Annotated in this window: 24 protein-coding genes and 1 pseudogene; 15 read left to right on the top strand and 10 right to left on the bottom strand. The window is 59.2% G+C overall.

What is annotated here, in order from left to right:
- Window positions 1-9: 9 nt before the first annotated feature.
- Window positions 10-183, bottom strand: a complete 174-nt coding sequence (locus QFZ94_RS00575) for a hypothetical protein (protein ID WP_429455220.1) — start codon at window positions 181-183, stop codon at window positions 10-12.
- Window positions 184-237: 54 nt separating this feature from the next.
- Here QFZ94_RS00575 and QFZ94_RS00580 point away from each other — a divergent pair, with 54 nt between their 5' ends.
- The gene (locus QFZ94_RS00580; RefSeq protein WP_429455221.1) at window positions 238-510 is read left to right on the top strand and encodes a hypothetical protein; all 273 of its coding nucleotides are present in this window, start codon (window positions 238-240) and stop codon (window positions 508-510) included.
- 57 nt (window positions 511-567) lie between these two features.
- Here QFZ94_RS00580 and QFZ94_RS00585 read toward each other — a convergent pair whose 3' ends face one another.
- From QFZ94_RS00585 to QFZ94_RS00620, 8 genes are all read right to left on the bottom strand, one after another.
- The gene (locus tag QFZ94_RS00585; RefSeq protein ID WP_429455223.1) at window positions 568-1389 is read right to left on the bottom strand and encodes an FkbM family methyltransferase; all 822 of its coding nucleotides are present in this window, start codon (window positions 1387-1389) and stop codon (window positions 568-570) included.
- Between the two features lie 94 nt (window positions 1390-1483).
- A complete protein-coding gene (locus tag QFZ94_RS00590) occupies window positions 1484-1801 on the bottom strand; it encodes a type II toxin-antitoxin system RelE/ParE family toxin (RefSeq protein ID WP_429455225.1) in 318 nt (105 codons plus the stop codon).
- A complete protein-coding gene (locus QFZ94_RS00595) occupies window positions 1801-2079 on the bottom strand; it encodes a ribbon-helix-helix domain-containing protein (protein ID WP_429455227.1) in 279 nt (92 codons plus the stop codon). The genes QFZ94_RS00590 and QFZ94_RS00595 overlap by 1 nt, the downstream gene beginning before the upstream one ends.
- A gap of 102 nt (window positions 2080-2181) precedes the next feature.
- Window positions 2182-3411, bottom strand: coding sequence for a Replication protein O (locus QFZ94_RS00600; protein ID WP_429455229.1), 1230 nt, complete (start codon window positions 3409-3411; stop codon window positions 2182-2184).
- Window positions 3412-3669: 258 nt separating this feature from the next.
- A complete protein-coding gene (locus QFZ94_RS00605) occupies window positions 3670-4695 on the bottom strand; it encodes a ParB/RepB/Spo0J family partition protein (protein WP_429455231.1) in 1026 nt (341 codons plus the stop codon).
- The gene (locus tag QFZ94_RS00610; protein WP_429455232.1) at window positions 4685-5902 is read right to left on the bottom strand and encodes a ParA family protein; all 1218 of its coding nucleotides are present in this window, start codon (window positions 5900-5902) and stop codon (window positions 4685-4687) included. Before QFZ94_RS00610 ends, QFZ94_RS00605 begins: the two co-directional genes overlap by 11 nt.
- Before the next feature lie 188 nt (window positions 5903-6090).
- Window positions 6091-6495, bottom strand: coding sequence for a tyrosine-type recombinase/integrase (locus QFZ94_RS00615; RefSeq protein WP_429455233.1), 405 nt, complete (start codon window positions 6493-6495; stop codon window positions 6091-6093).
- Complete coding sequence (locus QFZ94_RS00620; RefSeq protein WP_429455235.1) at window positions 6377-7210, bottom strand: hypothetical protein; 834 nt, start codon at window positions 7208-7210, stop codon at window positions 6377-6379. The genes QFZ94_RS00615 and QFZ94_RS00620 overlap by 119 nt, the downstream gene beginning before the upstream one ends.
- A 303-nt stretch (window positions 7211-7513) precedes the next feature.
- Here QFZ94_RS00620 and QFZ94_RS00625 point away from each other — a divergent pair, with 303 nt between their 5' ends.
- Both QFZ94_RS00625 and QFZ94_RS00630 read left to right on the top strand, forming a co-directional pair.
- The gene (locus tag QFZ94_RS00625) at window positions 7514-8179 is read left to right on the top strand and encodes a sigma factor-like helix-turn-helix DNA-binding protein (protein WP_429455236.1); all 666 of its coding nucleotides are present in this window, start codon (window positions 7514-7516) and stop codon (window positions 8177-8179) included.
- Window positions 8180-8667: 488 nt separating this feature from the next.
- Window positions 8668-10062 carry a hypothetical protein gene (locus QFZ94_RS00630; RefSeq protein ID WP_429455237.1) on the top strand — a complete coding sequence of 465 codons (1395 nt, stop codon included), beginning with the start codon at window positions 8668-8670 and terminating at the stop codon, window positions 10060-10062.
- A gap of 231 nt (window positions 10063-10293) precedes the next feature.
- Here QFZ94_RS00630 and QFZ94_RS00635 read toward each other — a convergent pair whose 3' ends face one another.
- Window positions 10294-10524: a hypothetical protein gene (locus QFZ94_RS00635; RefSeq protein WP_429455238.1), complete on the bottom strand. Its 231-nt coding sequence runs from the start codon at window positions 10522-10524 to the stop codon at window positions 10294-10296.
- Between the two features lie 265 nt (window positions 10525-10789).
- On the opposite strand from QFZ94_RS00635, the gene QFZ94_RS00640 reads away from it, so the two are divergent.
- The 12 genes and pseudogenes from QFZ94_RS00640 to QFZ94_RS00695 form a co-directional block, all read left to right on the top strand.
- On the top strand, window positions 10790-11248 hold the full coding sequence (locus QFZ94_RS00640; RefSeq protein WP_429455240.1) for a hypothetical protein: 459 nt from the start codon (window positions 10790-10792) through the stop codon (window positions 11246-11248).
- Window positions 11249-11830: 582 nt separating this feature from the next.
- Window positions 11831-12397, top strand: coding sequence for a transposase (locus QFZ94_RS00645; protein WP_429455431.1), 567 nt, complete (start codon window positions 11831-11833; stop codon window positions 12395-12397).
- Between the two features lie 61 nt (window positions 12398-12458).
- A complete protein-coding gene (locus QFZ94_RS00650; protein WP_429455242.1) occupies window positions 12459-14006 on the top strand; it encodes a TolC family protein in 1548 nt (515 codons plus the stop codon).
- A 66-nt stretch (window positions 14007-14072) separates the two neighbouring features.
- Window positions 14073-15377, top strand: a complete 1305-nt coding sequence (locus tag QFZ94_RS00655; RefSeq protein WP_429455432.1) for an efflux RND transporter periplasmic adaptor subunit — start codon at window positions 14073-14075, stop codon at window positions 15375-15377.
- Window positions 15370-16140: an ABC transporter ATP-binding protein gene (locus tag QFZ94_RS00660; RefSeq protein WP_429455243.1), complete on the top strand. Its 771-nt coding sequence runs from the start codon at window positions 15370-15372 to the stop codon at window positions 16138-16140. Before QFZ94_RS00655 ends, QFZ94_RS00660 begins: the two co-directional genes overlap by 8 nt.
- On the top strand, window positions 16122-17423 hold the full coding sequence (locus QFZ94_RS00665; protein ID WP_429455245.1) for an ABC transporter permease: 1302 nt from the start codon (window positions 16122-16124) through the stop codon (window positions 17421-17423). Before QFZ94_RS00660 ends, QFZ94_RS00665 begins: the two co-directional genes overlap by 19 nt.
- 81 nt (window positions 17424-17504) lie before the next feature.
- The gene (locus QFZ94_RS00670; protein ID WP_429455247.1) at window positions 17505-18542 is read left to right on the top strand and encodes an IS630 family transposase; all 1038 of its coding nucleotides are present in this window, start codon (window positions 17505-17507) and stop codon (window positions 18540-18542) included.
- 160 nt (window positions 18543-18702) lie between these two features.
- A complete protein-coding gene (locus tag QFZ94_RS00675; RefSeq protein ID WP_429455248.1) occupies window positions 18703-19152 on the top strand; it encodes a transposase in 450 nt (149 codons plus the stop codon).
- A complete protein-coding gene (locus QFZ94_RS00680; protein WP_429455250.1) occupies window positions 19083-19697 on the top strand; it encodes a transposase in 615 nt (204 codons plus the stop codon). Before QFZ94_RS00675 ends, QFZ94_RS00680 begins: the two co-directional genes overlap by 70 nt.
- Window positions 19698-19764: 67 nt before the next feature.
- Window positions 19765-20253 (top strand): hypothetical protein, encoded by a 489-nt coding sequence (locus tag QFZ94_RS00685; protein WP_429455252.1) that lies wholly within the window; start codon window positions 19765-19767, stop codon window positions 20251-20253.
- A 299-nt stretch (window positions 20254-20552) separates the two neighbouring features.
- Complete coding sequence (locus QFZ94_RS00690; protein WP_429455254.1) at window positions 20553-21272, top strand: SDR family NAD(P)-dependent oxidoreductase; 720 nt, start codon at window positions 20553-20555, stop codon at window positions 21270-21272.
- Window positions 21273-21405: 133 nt separating this feature from the next.
- Window positions 21406-21627 (top strand): annotated as a pseudogene (locus tag QFZ94_RS00695) (IS6 family transposase); the annotation flags it as partial.
- Window positions 21628-21649: the final 22 nt, after the last annotated feature.

Raw genomic sequence — 21649 nt, forward strand, 5'->3', positions numbered from 1 at the left:
TGCCGACCGTTAGAACGCGGGTTCGAGGCCTTCAATAGGCGCCAACAGCGACGCTTTCAACCCGGAAAAACCGATGTATAGCGAGTCGACAACCGGACTGACGTGTTCGACCGCCTTGTCGGCGCGCACTGACGCCGACACGTGCAGCGCTCGCTCACCAAAAGTCGCGCTATGATCGGGCATACACTGCCCTGCCCCACGATCACAGCCACTGCTAATTCGCTCGAACCCCCAAACATGACAAACGACAGTTCACCGATCCGTCAACGCCTAACCCGCCTTCACAAGGACCTTCTTGCGTGCCAGGGAGCGATCAGTTTAGCTCGTGCAAGCGGTATCACGGTTGAGACCACGCGGTTTCTCGCCGAAGTCAACAGTCTTGCCGACCAGGCACATGCTTTGTGGCCGGAAGGCGAGGAACATCGCAGCCCTGACTTCGAGGATATTCTGCACATCAAGGCGGAAATCCACAATCTCGCAGCCGAATGTCGGCGGGTGCTAGCTTCATAGTGCCCGGCGGCGCTCAGGGCGAGTCGGACCTGATAACCCCGTTCATCGCCCTTCCCATCACACGGTAAAGCACATTTGTTCATCCTTGACGGAGATCTGGGCGAGCGTCGGATCGCTGGTATGGACAGCAATGATGTTTGGCCCCGACTTGAAAGTACGATAGCCAAGCCCCGTAACGAAAGCCTCAATCGCAGCGCGGTCAGACTTGATGATTTCGACGATCATGACCGGTTGATGGCGCGCGAGAACGGAGCGGCTGCCGCGCAATACTTCCAGTTCCATTCCCTCGACGTCCAGTTTTACCAGGTCTAGGCGTCCGAGTCCGAGAGAGTCCAGGCTGACCATCGGAACTGTAGTGCCGGCAACGCTATCATAGGAAATCTGTTGCCCGATAAATTCACTGTCAGTCCGCCGACGCAATTCCAGACTGCCAAAGCTGGCGGGACTGAAATAGTCCGGCTGCGGCACAACCAGCTCGCCACACTGCTCCCCGAGGGCGGCAAGCTTCACTCGCGCGTTCAGGCAGTTATTCAAGGCGATATTGCCGGCCAGCGCGTAGTAGACGATTTCCTGCGCCTCGAACGCGAGAATGCGGCCCCAACCATACATGTGCCGTGCCCACTCAATCGAATGCACGCCAATGTTTGCACCGCCGTCAACCGCGACAACGCCGTCACCATAATGCTTCCGCCGGCAATCAAGTAGCGCTAATGCGAGGCTTACTTCAGGTTCATCAAAACTTGATCTGTTTAGGAGTTGATGCCCCACGCCATAGTCGCCATATGCGCTGTTGGTGTGATAGTCGTTGCGATTGACAATCATGCTTCCGTGGTTGGAAGATGCCAGAATAAAAGCGATGGGGCGTATCGGAAAAGACACCGTTTAAAGTCCTCAAAAATGGTTCCACGTCTTCGCGGCGCCGTGAAAAAACCAGCATGCGCGCATCCTACGACCCATGATCCCGCAGGCAGCTTCAGAAGTCGTCGGTGTCATCGTGCAGGACCGTCTCGTAGTCCTGTCCGCCGTAGAAAATACCGATCACGGAGACCTGCTCCGCGTCGACGTCGAAGGCTATCACTACCCTCTTGCGGTAGTTCGTGACGCGCAGTCCCTCGCGAATGTCATCCCGTCGATTGCCACGATTTGGAAACGTCCGTAACTCTTCGCAGTACGTAATGATTGCGCTGGTATAGCGTTCCGCGGTCACCGGCGAGGCTGCGATCGCAATGTAGCGATAGAGTTCGAGCAGCTGTTCTTGCGCTTCCGGTGTAAAGACGACGGTATAGGACATTACGCTTTTTCAACGGCCTTGCGGTGTTCAGCGGCAAGCGACGCGCGCAACTGGTCGCCCCCGACGGCACGCGACGGGTCAGCCTTCAGCGCGTCGTAGGCGGGTGCGACCTGCTCGCGCAGCCAGCTTTCCACTGCACGGTCACGCGCGAGCAGCGCCCGGAGTCCATCGCGGATCACTTCGCTCTCGGTCGCGTATTCGCCAGCCGCCACCTTGGACCTGACTGCCTCGGCCATTTCGTTGGGCAGAGTGATGCTGAATTGTTGGGTTGAGCGCACGGGAAGTCTCCCTTTTGAGTGTAGGATTTAATCCTACACTTTGACATCAACACCTGCAAGGCGACCGCACGCCGACAGGCATATCCACACACCCTCACGGCGTCAGTGTGCACGAACGCCGGCAACCGTCGCACGTAGCAGGTTCTTCATCTGGGCAAGCCGTTCGCCTGCCGCCTCGGTGAGGATCCGTGGCATCGCCTGGGTGGGCTGAAGACGAGGTGCGGCCTGCCGGTCTTCTGTGCCCCGCTGCCGCTTGCTTTCGAATGCCGCCTCCCGCTCCGGCGTGGCCCGGACGAGGTGCCCGCTTTCGATCGCGGCAACAAAATCCACCTGCCAGTTTCCGGCGCTGACGCGTAGTGCGGCCTCCCCACATTCGTGGACGGTGACCATGCTGGCGTCACTGGCCACGCAGATCCGTCGGGAGGTATCGCAGTCGAAGAAGATCCCGCCGACATTCCGCTGGACCACGGCGGCGACGCGGAGCGCTTCTTGGTCGGTCTCGTGGCGTCGGACCGCTGCCTGCCGTTTGTTGCGAGCCTGCCAGGCGAAATCAGCGGTCGAGCGCAGCAGGGCCCGCAGGTAGTTGATGGGACGCTGGGCTTTGCGGAGGTGTTCCCAGGCGACGTCAACGACATCGGAAAGCAACTTCTGGTGGTCGCGTGCTTCACGCATGAGTTTGAAGATCAGAAATTCATGAAATCCCAGGCGGCGAAGGCGCTCGAGGTCGCTGGGGAGCTGGCCCGGTTGTCTCTTTTGAGAAGAAGCAGGGTAAAGATCCTTATATATAGCACCGTCTGCCACGCTGGCAGACGGCTGCGGCAAGGAAAGGACCGCGGGGGCGACTGCCTCGTGGTGATCCGGTTTGGGGTCGCTGGCGGTGGCGGTGGCCGGCGGCTCGACGAGGCCGAGCAACTGGGCAGCCGGCTCAGTGAGGTGGAGGTATGCGCGACCAAACAGGCCTGCCTCGCCATAGCGCCTCTGTGGAGGGCGGACGATCAGGCCGGCGGTTTCGAGATCATCAAGGCTACGATAGAACGTGCGCATGGATTGCATGGCGCGGCCAGTAAGCAGTTCGCGGCGCGCGTAAATCGCCGCGTAAGGGCGATGGGCGTCGACAGTGCGGGCGAGGGTGGAGAGCAGGGCGCGGGCACGGGCAGGGACGCCGTGCACATGCGCGGCACGATGCGCGGCACGAAAAATGATCCACGGGAGATTGGTGGTGTCGCAGGTGAACTCGGCGCGTGCCTGTGCGTCTTCGTCCACATTGGTGATTCGTGCTTTCGGAGGATGAGCACTACCCTCGCCAGCAACGGAGTGTTGCGCGATTGACATGTCCAGCGTCCATTTTCAAAAAATGGATTCATCAACGCTTGACTGCCGATCGTCTTCCGCTACACTTCGAAGTGTCTGGCTCTTGCCCGATTGACGTCGGGAAAGTGCAGCGGGTGCGCGACAGCAAGCCCAAATTCAAAAGCCTTCGGTTGCCGCCGAGGGCTTTTGTCTTTCTGTATGATTATTTCGTCATCTTAGAAGTTACCTCGTAAGGTCATAATCGAAGTTCGTAATACAAAGCCCTTGATTTTTAAGGACTTATTTTTCGACATCCTCGATTTGCGCAGACTGGAGCGCTTGCGCCGCACGGGCCTCCAGCACTTCCTTCAAAGCGATTTGCACCGCATGTGCCTCGGTTTCCGTCTGGAATTCGATCCGAACGATGTTCTTGGCTTGACGCACGTCACAGTAGGTGGATCTTCCTGACTTGATTTTGAAGCTTGCTGCGGGCGGCTTCGTCTTTTCCTTCGCTGGATCCGCGCTGGCGAATTTCACAGCCTGCGACTCGTCCAATTCCTTCGCAGCTAGTTTCGCTACTGCAGCAACGACTCGCTCAGATTTACCCGCCCGCGTGAGCCGAGCCAAGGCGTACCCCGAGTTCGCACCTAATAACGCTGGACGCTCATTGAGCAACGCAAGTACATCTGGCGGCAAATCGACAAATGCCATGAGCGCCGAAACGACCGATTCACCGACTCCGGCTTGCTCCGCCATCTTTGCCTGCGTAATACCGGGAAAGCGCTGCTGAATATCTCTAAAGCCGAGATACTTTTCATAATCCGTCAGATCGGACTGCAGCAGGTTTGCGTAAAAGGCACCAACCGATGCTTCGTCCTCGGTCGAATCGCCTAGCACGCACTCGATCTCGGTCCGTCCGAGCTCTCGGTAGGCGTCAGTTCGCCAGTGCCCCGAGACAAGCTCGAAGCCACCTTCAAGGCGCGGGCGGATAACGACTGGGTGAATGAGCGCGTTGTGACGAAGGTTCTCACGCAGTTCAACATACGCTTCCGGCGTCTTGTACCGGCGTCGGCCCTCTATTTCGTGAAGGTCAGCAAGTGGCACTTTCATCGCACCACCGCTGCGCTTGGCCTCTTCCAGTTGTTCCTGAAGCTCTTGGATCCGTTTCTGATACTCGCGGGCTTCGAGGCGGAATGCACTTAGTTGCGCCGGCATCGTCGCTGTTCGAGCCTGGCCGTCTGGCGGTCGCGAAGCTGCGGCAGATTCGGCTCGCTCCGCGACACCGGCCGTTCGCGCCATCAGACGGTCTTTGAGCTTATTCGACATCGACCTTCTCCTTCGCCATCTGCATCGTCCACGCGCTTTGCAGATGCCCTTCGATTTCGTCGACCATCGCGTCAAAAGAGTCGATCGCGCGGTTGTAAGTCTGCGCACTTCCGTCGTATGTACGAAGGTCGTAGATCGTTTTGAATTCGGTGGCGGCGTTCTTAACCAGATCGGTGTCCAATATTTCGGCCCTCCCCAGCAGTTCCGGATACGTTTGCTGGATCCACGACCTAACAACATCCGTCGATCCCACGCGCGGTTTCACCTTCGACAAAAAGATGCTGATGAAGGCGAATTCCTTAGCTACATCCCTATCGTCGGCCAGCGTTTTAAAGAGGTCGGCGAACTGCCTAAAAAATGAGGCACTTGACGCGTAGTCGAGCGTCTCTGGCGGCAGGGGGACGATCAGGCCATCGCTGGACATAAAGCAACTCGTCGCCAAGTAGGCGAGACTTGGAGGCGTGTCGATTACGATTACGTCGTATTTTTCACGGATCGGTCCCATGGCGCGTTCCAAGACCTGCCAGAACTGATAATCTGGGTCCTTCGATTGGCGGTTTGGCAGGTAGAAGTCGGCGCCGAAAAGGGCAGGGCAGGCGGGGATTAGGTCGAGATTGTCCCAGTAGCTCGGGATGATTGCGTAAGACAGGTCCGGCTGCTCTTCGTAGACCAAGGGCATGACAGTCATCTCTTCGGTAACTTCCGGTGTCGGAACGTATCCCATGAGAGTGGTCGTCGATGCCTGCGGATCGAGGTCGATGAGGAGAACCTTGTGCCCGTGGAGCGTCAATCCTTGGGCGATTGCGACGCTACTGGTCGTCTTCCCAACGCCACCTTTGAAGTTGCCAACCGCGATCGCAATGCCCTTCGCGCCGTCCGGCCGTCCCTTGTATGGGCCTGCCAGCCGTACGAACTGTTGCGCTTCGGCAAGAGTGAACTCGCGGTTCCGACCGTTGCCGGTGAGACTCCCGGTGGGGTATTCTCCCCCCTTGTTGCCCCGCGTACAGAGGTACTGGATCTGCGTACGCTCTAGCTTGCATAACTTTGCCAACCGCGACGCGGTCAGCGTTGGCGCCATCTTCCGCGGCCATGGCTCAAGGAGATCGTCCCTCAGCTGCGCGAGCGTTGCTTCGGCCCGATCAGCGATGGCGATCAGCTGGTCGATGCCAATGGCCTTGCGAGGCGGCGATAGTTCCTTGATAGCCATGAGTTACCTGCTTATGGTGTTTGTCATCGAAAAACGCGAAAAACATCCAACTTCGATGAAATGCGATTTCGGCGAATAATAGCCGGTAAACTCGTAAACTTGAAGGTTTACTTTAGGTATCTGTGGCGGAAGTGTGCGTGGAGCGGCATCTGACACGATGCATGCACCACATTTTGCAGGCGAAAAAGCTACTTTTCCGCTTCTGCAAGCGCGCCATCAAAAAACCGCTCGACCGACTGGTAGCGGCGTGCCGCATCACCCTTGGTATAGAGCGTCGTTGTACCGAGGCTGGCATGGCCCAGCTGGTCCTTGACGTCGCGCAGGTCGCTGCCCGCATCGAGCGCGTGGTTCGCGTGCGTGTGGCGCAGCCAGTGCGTGCTGGCCCGCTTCAGGTCCGCTGCCGCACCGGGACAACGCCGTTCGAGCTGCGACGCGGCCCGCGCAAAGATCCGCCTGAACAGCAGCCCGATGCCGTCAGCCGTCATCGGCCGGCCGGTGGTCGTGCTTGCCAGCAGCGGCAGTTCGCGCGGGGCGGAGTCGAGCGTCAGCGGACCGCCGGGCGTCAGCTGCAGCAGGGCGCGCAGCGCGTCCATCAGCCTCGCTGGCATCGGCACGTACCGGACCTTCCCGCCCTTTCCCCTGACCTTGAGCGTCCACGCATCGTCGAGCGTGCCGTCGGCCCTTGCGGTCGAGCGCGGCGAGCGTCGCGCGGGCCAGTTCGGCACGGCGCAGGCCCGTGGCGTAGGCGAAGAGCAGGGCGAAGGCGTCGCGCTGCTGCGCGTGCGTGAGCGTACGGCCGTGCGTGTCCACCTCGGGGCGCGCGACCTGCAGGCGCGGCAGGGCGTCGAACGGATTGGCCAGCAGGTAGCGCACCTTCACGAGCCAGGCGCACAGGGCGGAGAGGACTTTCCGGGCGGTCTCGCGGCTCGATACTGGCAGCGGCCCGGTGAACGGGCGCCACGCCGGGTCGAACCGCTCGGCCTTCGCGCGCCCGATCCAGCGCCCCGCCGGCTGCGGGTCGGCCAGAAAACCGTTCAGGTACGTGTCGACGTCGCTGACGCTGAGCGACGAAAACGCCTTGCCCCTTGCGACGACGGCCCACAGCAGCAGCCGCTCCGCCTCGCGCCGGTAGGCCCTTGCGGTGTGTTCGCTGTTCACGCCCCGCACGCGTATCCAGGCGTGGATCGCCTCGATGTCCGAGCGGAATTCCGATCCTTCGGCCGGAAACGGCGCGCGGTTGCTGCCGGCGCTGCCGTCCAGTCCGGGCGGCACGGCGAAGGCCTCGAGCGGCGCGATGTCCGCCGTCACTGTCGGGCGCGTCAGCGCCGGATGCCCGGCGGGCAGCGAGCGGCGAGAGGATCGCCTGCAGGGAACTGGCGTGCAGGGCCAGCCAGTCGGTGATCCGCTGCGCTCCCTTCGGCCCCAGGCGCGGCACGTCGGTGCGTATTCCACGCCAAACCGAACGCTGATTCCACGGCAAACCGAGCACGGATTCCACAGCAAAGCGAGCGCCGATTCCACGGCAAACCGAGCAAGGATTCCACGGCTGCCCGAGCGCGAATTCCACGCGTAACCGAGCAGTAAGCTGGGGAGACGGCGACGCGGATAACCATGGCACGCTCGACGATTTTGTCGGGCGGCCGAATGTCGAATAAAAGGTTATCCATGCGTCAAATCAGGGAAGTGCTTCGCCTGCGCTTCGTGTGTGAACGCAGCCAGCGCGAGATCGCGACGACGATCGGCGCGTCGAGCGCGACGGTCTGGGACTACCTGGACCGTGCGCGGCGTGCGCAACTGGACTTCGGGAAGGCGATGTCGCTGGATGACGCGGCGCTTGAGGCGCTGATGTTTCCGCCGCCGCCGTCGTTGAGCCGGACACGCCCGCTGCCCAACTGGCCGCTCGTGCATCGCGAGCTTGGCAGGCGAGGCGTAACGCTCGACCTGGTCGGAGTCACCCTGGCGCATTCGCACCAGAACCTGTCGATATTGGTACATCTCGAACTTCCTCTTCAAGCCACCCTCCCGGAGCAAATGCGTGCCCGGAGGGTAGCGGTTGGCGAAGTTCGAGCGCCGGACTCAGACGCCAGTGGCGCCTTTACGGCGAAAATCTACTGGCGCCTAAACGCCGAAAAGTCCCTAGCGCCTTTATGCCGAAAACGGTTTGGCTCCTTAACGGCGAAACGTTCACACTGCTCGTCATTAACGGTGCTCGAGGTGCTGTTTGGCAGGATAAACGCTTCTCCTGAGCCTGCCCCCAGCGATAGAGTTGCGGCGTAGGTCCGTCGCGCAGGGTCTAAGGCTTGGACTGAGACCGACGGCTTTATTTAGGCCAAGTTAAACTGCCACCGTTAACACCGTACCGGTTTCTGTTACGGAACCAACAGCGACCCCCATCTAATAGCCGGGTCCCCGAACCATAGCGGCGGCAGATACGGTACCTTCGTGAAACATTGCGAAACTGTTTTCAATTGCTTGGAAGCCCCGTCCGTCAATGCTTCCCCGCTGTTCCGACATTTGTTTCACGGCGAATTTTGGCTAGGGGTAGCAAAAAGCCGATCGGTGCGGTCGTAAAACGATGGCGTCTAGGCGCCGTTGATTCTGTCGTAGTGAATGATACGTAATTTGTAGTGGACCTAGCCTACGACGAACAACTTTTACTTATGGATCGTTACCAGACGGGGCGAGGTTCAAAGCTGCGTTACACATTGGGAGGCACCTTGAGTGCCAGTCGATAATGGTGCCCCCATTTTTCCTCTGCGGCATCCATGACTCAAAACACCCGATCTGGCGTCGGCAGACTGAGCGACGACAAACGCAAAGCGATTGCACTTCAGGCCCTCACGCGCACCGAACCCATCAGTGTGCTGGCTGAGCGTAACGGCGTGAGCCGCCCGACGGTCTACCGACAGATCGGCACGGCCAGTGTAGCGCTGGATGAAGCCTTTGATACCACGCGGGCAGCCGACGCAGATCAGGTGCTTTTCATGCTGCCGGTCACCCGCCAATGGCTCGATCAGGTCATCGTGGCGCTCACGATGGTGGGCCACGTTTCGTTTCGCAGTACCCTTGAACTCATGCACGACCTGCTCGGCGTCTCGACCAGCCTGGGCACGATTCACACCGTTCTTCAGCGGGCCGCAAAGCAGGCCATCGCCATCAACGCCGGTATCGATCTCTCACCCATCCGGGTCGGTCTGCACGACGAACTCTTTCAGGGTTCCCAACCCGTGCTCGCCGGTATCGATGTCGCCTCGACCTATTGCTATCTGCTCGCCCCCGAAGCCCATCGCGACGGCGACACCTGGGCCATCCATCTGCTGGATCTGCAGGCACAGGGCCTCGATCCTGAGCACACGATCGCCGATGCGGGAACCGGTCTGCGTGCCGGGCAAAAAATGGCCTGGCCCGATACGCCGTGTCACGGCGACGTATTCCACATCATCCAGCAGGGTAAATCACTAGCGACGCTCTGGCATCGTGTCGCCAGTGGCGCTCGCACCGGGCGCGAGCAGCTCGAAGCGCGTCTGGCCAATCCCCGTCGACGTGGTGAGGATAGCCTCCTCGAAGCCGCGCTGGAAACGCTTCGGCGCAATGAAGCCCATGCGCACGAGCTGGCTGCCGACCTGCGCACCCTGGTTCAGTGGCTCGAACGTGACATCCTGTCACTGGCTGGGCCGGACCTCGCGACGCGTCAACGGCTGTTCGATTTCGTGGTTGCCGAACTGCAGCAACGTGAAGCACGGGACCTGTCACGTACAGGGGCATACCGGCGTGCCCTTCAGAACCAGCGCGACGGCCTGCTCGCTTTCGCGGGCCTGCTCGACACAAAACTCGACGCCATTGCACGAACGCACAACGTGGCGCGCCATCTCGTGCGCGAGGTCTGCATGCTGCATCGCAAGTCCGAAACGTCGAGTGCGTTCTGGCAAGGGTGGAATCGCCTGCTAGCCCGCATCGGCCGCCCGTTTCACGGCGTCTACGCCGCCGTATCCGGGGCGCTGCATAGCACACCCACGCAGCAGCTCGCTGGTCGAAAATCTCAACTCGCGACTGCGCGTCTACCTGACCAACCGGCGTCATCTGAAGGGCGGGCGGGCCTGGCTTGGTCTGCTGCAGTTTGTCTTCAACCATCGCCGCTTTGCCCGCAGCCGATGCCCTGAGCGAACTGGAAAGAGCCCGAGGGAACTGATGAGCCGCAAGCCTCACGATCACTGGCTGACGCTGCTCGGATTCGGCCCACTCCAGCCTCAGCGAACCTGATATCGGCAGGTCGTCGCCGGCCTCCATTTGAACCGCAATCCTTATTATTCCTGCTTTCTTACGCAGGCTGCTTCCGCTCGTCTGTGTAACGCAAAAATCGCGCTTTTTGAACCACGCCACCAGATTTGACTTTAACTCAGTTCGAGGTACGCATCGCTGTACGTCCGAGACTGACCCGACACGCCCTTCTGGTAGGGCGTGTCGTTGATGAACAGCGCCTTCAGGTCTCCGTCGGGACAATACAGGCTGAGTTGCCCGCGCCGCTTCAGGCTTTCGTTGTACTCGTGCGCGTTTGTTACCGCATAGCCCGGCTTCGCTCGTTTGCGCGGTTCGCCCGTCTTCAGTCTTGCCTTGTAAGGCATGAAAGCTCGCTCGTCGGATAGATCACCGGACTCTTTCTACCCGACCCACGGCCGCCGCGCAAGCGGCCCTCTTGAACAAAGCCACGTCACCGGCGCATTGCGCCGCGGCCACGCGTGCCGACACCATCTCGAGCACTTCGCCCCTCGGACCATCACTTCGCCCTGCGCATCTTTCCATGCAGGGCCCTTCATGCATCATTGGTACCTTCAACGGATATCCGCTGAAATCTCCCGGAAACCACAACCAGTTGAGAGAGAAAAAACAATGGCGACTATCGAGACCAATCCCCGAGAAAACGCTCAGTTGACGTTTACTGATCCCTACACACAGTCGGACTCCGGGAGTGTCAATGCCAGTCAGGACCGGATTGCGGCAGACATACTGCGATTGTTGGATGACATAGGCGCAGCATCAGGAGAAGGCTCGGGCGGTGGTAAGGCTGCAGCATCAGGAGAAGAAAAGATGACCTCGGAGCACGCGGCAGGCACGCTCAGTTCTTATATGGGGAATAACGGCTGGGAGCGAATGGACGTTGGCGGTTTATATTGGCTCGCAGAAAACACCGACGGTAACGTGCCGCCAGATGTATCAAAGGCCGCGAAATTCATGATGCAAAACCCAGACGTCTTTCGACAGATCGAAACGCACGCACGAGGAACCATCGATGGCGTAGCTAGTGGTGGGGAGCTCAACTGGGCTGCAATGGGCGGACTGAGGAGTTAAGCAACCGACTGATTGAGGGTTTTGCGAGGTTCTGTCGCAGTAAGAGCGAGAGGTCGGCCAAGTCCGATAGGGTATGGATTCCTTATCCAGTCAGTGAATAGAATTGCTGCGCGGGAGTTTGGCCTGTCGGCAATTTTACTCGCTCTTTGCATGAGAAGTCCTCTATATTTCGGCGCTCTCGCCGGTCAGCTTCCTTATTGCGACAGTACCCTTCTGAGCCCCTGTGCGTTATGAATTGTCATCGACGCAGTCTGCCAAATTGACAGACCCGAGAAAGCGCGGCATGATCAGCCTGTATGTGCCGGGCGGCGATCTGAAGGCGCAGCTTATCAACGCAAAGATCCGTACGCCGGGCGTGTCGGGGCGTGAGCCGACCTACACCACGGCGTACATCGAGCTGATCTTTACCTTCTGCCGGCTGGGGGATGCGGCAGATCACTGGCTATATGGAGGACTACTGGGAGACTCGCGGGCTGGACATCCCGGTGCCCAGCGCCAGTCAGCTGGGCGAACGGTTCGCTTCACTGGAGGTGAGCGTCACGCAGCGTTGCGAACAGCTGGCGCGGCGGGACGATCAGTCTCATCGTCGACAGCACGGGATTGAGCTTTGGGCGGGCGAGCCAGTGGTACGAGGAAAAGTACGCCCAGAAGGCCGCGCGCACGCCGTGGCGCAAGATGCATCTGTCGATCGACGCTGACATGAACGTACACGCGATCCGCATCACCACTACAGCAGTATCGGACCGCGAAGGAATGGACGCCGTGCTGCCCGCTGATGTGCCGATGGATCGGGTGATTGCCGATGGCGCGTACTACAGCATCGAGCGTACCGAAGCGCTTTCAGGCGCGGGCGTGACGCCCGTCATCCCACCGCCAGCTCACGCTGTCGTACACGGCGAGCAGCGAACCCGCCGGCATGACCAGATCGTCGGATACATCGAGGACAAAGGCATCTATGCATTTCAGAAGAAATACGGCTACGGTGTGCGCTCGCTGGTCGAGACCTTGATGTACCGGCTCAAGGTTCTCACGGGCGCCAGTCTGTGGGCGCGAGCAACCAGTGCGCAGGCCACTGAGGTGTCGATCCGTGCGGGTGTACTCAATCGCATGGTGGCGCTCGCCCGCCCCCAGTCCGTCCGCATCGCCTGAGATTGAAAGTACAAAGGTCATGTCGTCTCTATGCCTGATTTTCGAAACGACGCCGCATCGAATGGTCGTGCGTCTCCTGCGCTTTTACGCCGCTCTGCTCGTCGTCCTTCCGGTCTGGACGCCTGCTGGGGCCGGCACCCTGCCGAATGGATTCAATGCGCCGCCAGAAGCGTCATCTGGAGTTATCGCGGGCGGGCAATCGCTGATATTGCGGCTGGGTATTCACGAAGCGTTGGAGCGCGCGCTGATGCATACTGCCGTCATTCGCACCGCCGAGCTCGAACTGCAGCAACAAGAAGCACAATCGAGGCAAGCTAGGCACGAATTCTTGCCGCAGCCCACTTTTTCCGGTGGATTGGAGCGAGACAGGGCTTCTGCCATTGACAGCGACACGGTGTTTGGTAACGGGAACTATGCCACCCTAGGTTCCACTTGGAAATTGAGATCCGGCACGCAGTTGGCCGTGTCCGAGTCGCGCCAGTCTTTCCCTGCGACAGGCCTAGGCTCGGCAGGCAATTCGAACGTGAACGGCCGCGTTATGTCGCTTTCGATTACGCAGCCCCTTTTACGCGGCTCGGACAGCAACGTAATCTTGCTCAATGAGCACCAGGCCGATCTTGCGCTGGACATGGTCCGCGAAAGCATGCTTCAGACGCAACGGAACGTCGTATTTCTATGTTTGCAGGCCTATTTTGGACTGGAGCAGGCCATGCAAAACGTCTCGCTTGCTCAGGCTGCGCTCACACGCGCGGCTGAATCCAGATCGATCAATGAGGCACTACTGGCCGCAGGACGTATCGCAGCCATCGCGCTTCTGCAAAGCGATGCCGACCTGGCACAAGCCCAACTGGGTTTAATGCAGTCGGAGCAGGCCGAGCTTGTCGCACGCCGACAGTTGATGCGCGTCATTGGCCGGGACGAAGTCGACCCCGACCGTACGAACGTGACGCTGACCGATTCGTTTACGTCTTACTTGCCGCAGGAAGCCCCGAACGAAGATAAAGCGGTTCAAGATGCCTTGGCGAAACGAGCTGATCTTGCAATTGCGGTAGGAACCGTCAAAGCAAATGAGTTCGACGTGGTCGCCGCAAACGACGGCACACGCAATCAGCTCGACTTGTATGCTCGACTCGATCGCGCGACCGAAAGCTTCACGGGATCAAGAAGCCGGCAAGTCAATGTCTCGGTGGGTTTGACTTACACCATTCCGCTCGAAAAGTCAGAAAGCCGTCTGACCTTGAGTGCTGCGCGAACCGGTTTGCGGAAAGCCGAAATAGAACGAGCGGATTTGGAACGGGTGGCCCGCGCGGAGGTTAGCGATGCCGTGCGTAACATCAATTCCGCCGTTCTGCAGTACCAGATGGCACAGCGCACGGCGCAATTGGCTCAACGGCGGTTGGATAGTGAGGTCGAAAAGACGCGCGCGGGCCGGAGCAGCGCGACCGACCTATCGCTAGCGCAAGATGCACTCAACCAGGCGCAGTTTCAAGCGTATCAGGCACGCTTCGCCATTTTCGTGGCGGAGCTCGAATTGCAACGTGTCAGCGGAAACATTCTGGAACAGTGGCACATGCAAGCGATTTTCCAAGACGCGTCCCTTGCGTCTTGATCTGTCTGGGTGCATGAGGTGATGATGCGATATTTATTTTCTAGAAAGCGAACTACACTTCCTTTGGTGGCGGCGATTTTAATCGGCTTAGCTGCAAGCTGGCTGGCCCTTGTGAAACATCCATCTTCACCAGAAAGTGGGCATTGGATCAAAGCTGTCACGGAACAAGGGGCGCAGCCGCTACTCATTCAAGGTGTGTTGAGCCCCGTCAATTCGGTCGATATCGTTGCGCCGAGTGAAGGTGTGCTGCGAGCGAAGTACGTGCAATTCGGCGATAGAGTGACAACCGGGCAAAGAATTGCACAAGTAAGCGATAGCGAACTCATGCGCCAACTGCGCGAGGCCGAGATCGCCGCCATCCAGGCCAAACAGGCGCTAATCGTCGCGCGGCAACTTGAATCGAGTACCGAATATCGCGCTGCGGCGCGCCGGCTTCTGGCTGCGCAAAGTACGCTGGCCCACGCACGACACCGCGGCGTGGAGGCTCAAATGCTCTTCGATAAAGGCATCATCGCGCGCACCGAGGTAGATGCCAGCAAGCAGGAAATCGATACGAGTGTGAGTCAGGTCGACGGTGCACGCGACGAGATTGCCACCCTTGAACTCAAACGTTCGGGCGCGGCACTGCGCGTTCTTGAGCTGGACCTTGAGAATCGACAGGCCCACTTGGAAGAACTGCGTGCAAGCCTGAAGGCGACTACCATGCTGTCGCCCATCGCGGGAGTGGTGCTCTATCCGACGACTGAAGGTAGCGACACAGTTCCTCCCAAGATATTGAAGTCTGGCACTGTCGTTACCCCGAAAGATGTCATCGCTACTGTGGGAGACACATCGGCATTTGTTATCAAGACATGGGTCGATGAAGGAGATGCCAGTCAAGTTGAACCGGGGCAGGCCGCACATATCGTGCTGGCGACCAGCGCCCATCCGGAGTTCGCTGGATTGGTGCAACATGTGTCGTCTCAAGCTCGACCGGCCGATGATCATGGACAAGACAACCGCGGGATGGCCGAGTTCGAAGTGCGGATTTTGCTCAAACCTCCTACTGGTTCCGAGCGGTTATTGCATGTCGGTAGCAGCGTCAACGTAACCATAACCCCGTCACCTGGCCCGCCGACGCTACGAATTCCTTTGACCGCGGTAGGTTGGAATACATTGAACCGGCCCGTCGTGCGCGTGCGCCATTCCGCATCCGGCCAAAGCAGCATCAGGGAGATCGCAGTCAAACGGACTCTGGTGGACAGCGTCGAGGTCAAATCGGGCTTATCGGCAGGAGACGAGGTTTGGGTTCCTGCCGCACTGCCGGCTACTGGCGGATCCGACAACTCAGGCGCACTGAACCGGTTGTTGTCGGGAAGCATAGATGCATAACGCCCACGCTGAGGAGCAGCGCACGGCCCCATTGATTGATCTGTGCCGCATTACGCGGTCGTTCAACGTGGCTGGGCAGCCTGTCGACGCAGTGCGAGATGTAAATCTGCAACTGCGCCACGCCGAAATGCTTGCCATAGTCGGGCCCTCCGGCTCCGGCAAGTCGACAATGATGAACCTGATCGGCCTTTTGGACACGCCCACCTCCGGCCAGTATCGATTGGGCGGGCGGGATACGAACACCATGTCGGCTCAGGAGAAGTCCCGCCTTCGCAACCAGGAAATCGGCTTCATCTTCCAGCAGTTTCACTTACTTCCACACTTGAATTCGCAACAAAACGTGCAGTTGCCAATGCTTTATCGGGGACTGTCGCGCCGTGCTTCGCAGGAAGCCGCTCAAGAAGCGTTGGCGGCAGTTGGACTAACGCATCGCCTGTTGCATCGGCCATCAGAAATGTCTGGAGGCGAACGTCAGCGCGTCGCGATTGCACGTGCCATCGTCGGGCAGCCGCGGCTACTGCTGGCTGATGAGCCTACCGGCGCGCTGGATTCGGCGACGGGCGCCAAGATCCTCGATCTATTGCGAAAAATGGCGGCAGCGAATGGAGCAGCCCTCGTGGTGATAACACACGATATGCATATTGCGAGGCAATTGCCGCGCCGGGTAGAAACGCGCGATGGACGGGTCTACCCCGTGCAGGTCGAAAGTTGCCGGCAGCCTGAAAGGTTCCGCGAACTCCACCATTGCGCATTCAAGCATTGATGTGGGAAGTGATCACGACGATGAATGAGTGGATGGAGTGCCTGCGGCGCGAATTGAAGTGCGCGTTGGGCTTCGCGTGGCAAAGCGTAAAGACTAGCCGCCGCCGCGTGGTGCTGGCGGTGGTCGGCGTCGCCATTGGCATCGCGGCCGTGGCATCGATGCTGATCATCGGCAACAGTGTGACGACTCAAGCCACGAAAGCGCTCGATCGACTGGGCGCTGACGTTGTGACGATCGCCATGCTGCCGGCGAGTGCGGAGCAATCTGATCGCAACGGCCGCCCGTTGAGTGAATCCGAGAGCGCTCGGTTGAATGCAGCTACGGCATCTGCCGAAGTGCTGTTGCGGCTTATGCCGGAAGTACAATCCGTTGTGCGGTTGGAACGACGATATGGCTGCGGCGATGGGCCAGCAACAGCGCTCGGCAGCCCTGACATTGTAGCTGCCAATCCTGATCTGCCCAGCGCTCTGTCGCTTCGTTTGCAGCAGGGACGCTTCCTGAGCCCGGTCGACGCCGGTCAGCCTTGGATCGTACTCGGGGCGGACATCGCGGTCGAATTACGTAGGACATCGTTCAGCGTGCAACTGGGCGGCCCACTGAACCTTTGCGGAAAGACGTTCTTCCTGGCCGGTGTGCTGACGTCATATTTCGGTGACAGTCTTTTACAGTCGCTCAAAATCGACCACAGTGTATTCATCTCCTATCCGTCGTTGCATCGCCTGGCGGGACCAGCATCTCCATCGGCATCGCTCCTATTGACCCGCGTCCGCGCCGGGACGACTGCTCCGGACATGCCTGCTACACTCTCCGCTCGACTTCGCGGCGCGTTTCCTCAGACAGTCGAAGCGAGCGGTGCGCGACAGGTCAGTGAACTGCGACAACGGCAGACTTTGCTCTACACCCGCTTTTTGGCCGTACTGGGCGGTGTGACGCTACTGGTCGGCTCCCTAGGCATCGTGAACGTCATGCTGGCCTCGATCTCGGAGCGGAAGGAAGAAATCGGCCTTCGGATGGCATTGGGCGCACGAGTCAATGACGTGGTCATGCAGTTCCTGATGGAAAGCCTGCTGATTTGCCTGTTCGGGGCGGCGCTTGGCCTGACGCTGGGTACCGCCGGCGCCTACTTGGCACTAACCATCGCTGGGATCGACGTGACACTGGACTTCGCGTCGCCGGCCTATTCAGTTGGATTGGCACTCTTGTGCGGCCTTGCTGCCGGCGCTTATCCAGCGGCAACCGCCGCAAGAGTCGATCCGGTGACGATGCTGCAAAGGCAAGCCTGAGGGCACATTGTCAGGTTCTGTTGCAGTAAGGCCCACGTTACTGACAGGTGCACCAAATAAGGCGTGATACGTTGTATGGGTATGAACCCGAAAACCGATGCTCGAAAACTGGACCAGACGACGCAGGTGCACCTGAGAAAGATGGTGGTGCAGGCGGTGCGCGACGGGATGACGCAAGTCGAGGCCGCTCGAACGTACCGTGTGAGTTTGCGCGCGATAAGCCGGTGGATGAAGACGGCGCGGGAAGGCGGGCTGCGGGCGCTGAGGTCGGGCAAGCGGGGCCGTCGACCGGGAAGCGGCCACCTGACTCATCGGCAAGCCGTAAAAATCCGCAAGCTGATCATCGAGCGGATGCCGGATCAACTGTCGATGCCGTTCTACCTGTGGACCCGCGAATCGGTCGCGCAACTGATCGAAAGGCAGTACGGCATCACGGTGTCGAAGTGGACGGCGGGTCGATGCCTGAAGGCGTGGGGTATGAGTGCGCAGAAGCCGGTGCGACGGGCCTACGAAAGAAAGGGCGAAGCGATCGAGCGCTGGCTGAACGAGGATTACCCAACGATTGCGAAGGAAGCGAAGCAGGAAGGCGCGACAATCTACTGGGGCGACGAAATGGGATTGCGAAGCGACCACATCAGCGGAACCAGCTTCGCCTTGAAGGGCGAAACGCCGGTGGTCCGCGCGACCGGCAAGCGCTTCGGTTGCAACATGATCTCGGCGATCACCAACCGCGGCGAATTGAGTTTCATGGTCTTTGAAGGCACGTTCAAGAATGCAACTTTCATCGAATTCATGAAGCGGCTGATCAGGCAGGCCACACGCAAGATCTATCTGATCGTTGACGGGCATCCGGTGCATCGGTCCGCTACCGTCAGGAAGTTCGTCGCCGAGAACGCCACGCGTCTGCGACTGATCCGGCTGCCTGGCTACTGCCCCGAACTGAACCCGGACGAACTGCTCAACCAGGACGTCAAGACCAACGCGCTGGGCAACACTTCGGCCTTCGGGCCCTCACTTCGCCGTACGCATCTTGCCATGCAGGGCCCTTCATGCATCATTGGCACGTTCAACAGACGATCATTCCCCCGCTCCCCGAAACCCGCAACCATTCGAAGGTGAAGCAGTGAACGACCGTAATTATAGCTTTGGTCGAGATAGTGCTGTGAGCCCGCTCACAGCTGGCAACCGCGTACTTCGGAATGGCTTTGTCCGGATGGGGGTATTGCAAAGATGCTTCGGGTTGTGTAAAAGCGCAACATCATGAAGCCAGCATTGAATAATGCCATATAAAGCCAGACTAAAGACGGGTGAAGCGCGCAAGCGCAAGAAGCCGGGGTACCGGGTGACGAACGCGCGGGCATATAACCAGAGCCGGAGAAAGCGCGGCATGATCAGCCTGTATGTGCCGGGCGGCGATCTGAAGGCGCAGCTTATCAACGCAAAGAGCCGTACGCCGGGCGTGTCGGGGCGTGAGCCGACCTACACCACGGCGTACATCGAGCCGATCTTTACCTTCTACCGGCTGTTCGGTTGGGGGATGCGGCAGATCAGCGGCTATATGAAGGACTACTGGGAGACTCGCGGGCTGGACATCCCGGTGCCCAGCGCGAGTCAGCTGGGCGAACGGTTCGCTTCACTGGAGGTGAGCGTCACGCAGCGTTGCGAACAGCTGGCCGACGTCTCGCGCGCGGCGGGGCGATCAGTCTCATCGTCGACAACACGGGATTGAGCTTTGGGCGGGCGAGCCAGTGGTACGAGGAAAAGTACGGTCAGAATGCCGCGCGCACGCCGTGGCGCAAGATGCATCTGTCGATCGACGCTGACATGAACGTACACGCGATCCGCATCACCACTACAGCAGTATCGGACCGCGAAGGAATGGACGCCGTGCTGCCCGCTGATGTGCCGATGGACCGGGTGATTGCCGATGGCGCGTACTACAGCATCGAGCGTACCGAAGCGCTTTCAGGCGCGGGCGTGACGCCCGTCATCCCACCGCCAGCTCACGCTGTCGTACACGGCGAGCAGCGAACCCGCCGGCATGACCAGATCGTCGGATACATCGAGGACAAAGGCATCTATGCATTTCAGAAGAAATACGGCTACGGTGTGCGCTCGCTGGTCGAGGCACAGATCTCGCGCATCAAACGCTGCATCGGCGAGCGCCTGCTGACGCAGGAGCTTGCGTCGCAGGAAGGCGAAGGCGTAATCATCGCCAACCTGCTGAACCGGTGGAATGCCTTCGGCAAACCGGTTTGCGTCAAAAATGCATAGTCGCGTCCATGGCACGGGAACTTGTACCCATCCGGACAAAGCCCCTCAATGACGACAATTCGCATTGTTGTGCAATGCTTCGGGTTGCCTTGCATCGGCGGCAAGATATGACGACATCATCAACGGTGTCATTGGTGGTCGGTTGCCCGCATCGGTCGCAGCGATCGGAGCCCTCGGCCCTATAAACTTTTCTAGCCGGATGAAAGCAATGCGGGTAACGCTCCCATTGGAAGAGGCGATTCTACATGCTGGGCTGGTGCCGGCGAATCGTCGTGTGGTCGTCGCGCTTATTGGTCACGCCGACACATACTGGTGGGGTGGACATATCGACAACTGGCGCCCGGATGAGACGTTGTTTTCGTCGGGATCGGCACTGACGGGTTACAGAAAGCTTGTGGATCGCTTTAAAAAGGGCAAAACGGCCAAGGCGCACATACTGATGTTTCACAATGACGGCTCGTTCGGTGCAGTGATGCTTGGCGTCGAATCGAAGGAAGAAGCGCAACAATTGCTATTCGACTCTCTGGAAGAAATTCGGATCCGGACATCGGACTGATCGGTCGTGCGTCCGCGCGCTCATGATCGCCTGGGCAGGGTGCTCGCGGTTGGCTATGGGGGACACTTGACGACATCTTCCCGCAGATGTGACATCGGCGCTGCTGAATCGCATATCAAGATTGTAAGCAATATCCCCGGGCCTTAGCGCGACAGAACCCCTCGAGCCATTACTTCGCGGGGCGCGTCTTGCCATGCGGGGCCTTCGTGCATCATTTGCCCCTTCAATGGACAACTGGAGAAAGCCCCCCGAAACCCGCAACCACTTGGGTAAAAAACATGCATAATTCGACCCGTTGCATGCTGCTTACCGGCGCGAGCCGGGGCATTGGTCACGCCACGGTGAAACTATTTCAGGAGCGGAATTGGAGGGTGCTTACGGTATCGCGCCAGCCATTTTCTGAGGAATGCAAATGGCCAGCTGCGAGGGGATCCCACATCAAGGCCGACCTAGCTGATCTCGATTCCATCGAAAAGGTCGCAGAAGAAGCGAGAAACCGGCTTCCCGATGGGAAACTGCATGCACTGGTCAACAATGCAGGTATTTCTCCGAAGGGGGAGAACCACTCGCGACTCGGCGTGCTCACAACTGATATCCACACGTGGACGACGGTGCTCAACGTCAATCTCGTCTCGAGCGCGCTGCTTGCACGGTCGCTTTTTCCTGAGCTGGTCGAGGCGAAGGGTGTCATCGTGAATGTAACATCCATCGCCGGTGTGAATGTCCATCCATTCGTCGGCACGGCTTACGCCGCGTCGAAAGCTGCGCTTGCAGCGTTGACGCGAGAGATGGCGCATGAATTCGGAGCGCATGGCGTACGTGTGAACGCGATCGCACCCGGTGAAATCGATACGTCGATCCTGTCGCCGGGCACGGAAGAGATCGTTCGTAAGTCTATTCCGCTCCACCGCCTTGGCGACCCGCGAGAAGTCGCTGAAACAATCTACTTCCTTTCGGAACCGGCTTCATCCTACATTAACGGTGCCGAGATTCACATTAATGGTGGGCAGCACGTCTGATCCGCGCACTGGCAGGTTGCTGGAGATGTGGCAGTAAAATGAAGCGATGAAGGTGGTTTTGTTGCACGATGAAGGTGGTTCTGTTGCAGTAAGGCCCGCGTTAAAATTGGGTAGCGAATTTTTGAGCTGTGCGATGAAGAAGACGAAGACACCGCGAACCACACTCGCGCCGGGCTTGGCCAAGGTCCTGAAGCGCCTTCACTACCCGCTTGAAGTGATTTTGCTGTGCGTGCGATGGTACGTGGCCTATTCGCTGAGTTTGCGCAATCTTGCGGAAATGATGGACGAGCGTGGTATCGCGGTGGATCATTCGACGGTGTACCGCTGGGTCATCAAGCTGCTGCCGCTCTTCGATGACCTTCCCTCTGTTTTTCGCC

This window comes from Paraburkholderia sp. JPY465 (genome assembly GCF_050436725.1).
Lineage (GTDB): Bacteria > Pseudomonadota > Gammaproteobacteria > Burkholderiales > Burkholderiaceae > Paraburkholderia > Paraburkholderia youngii.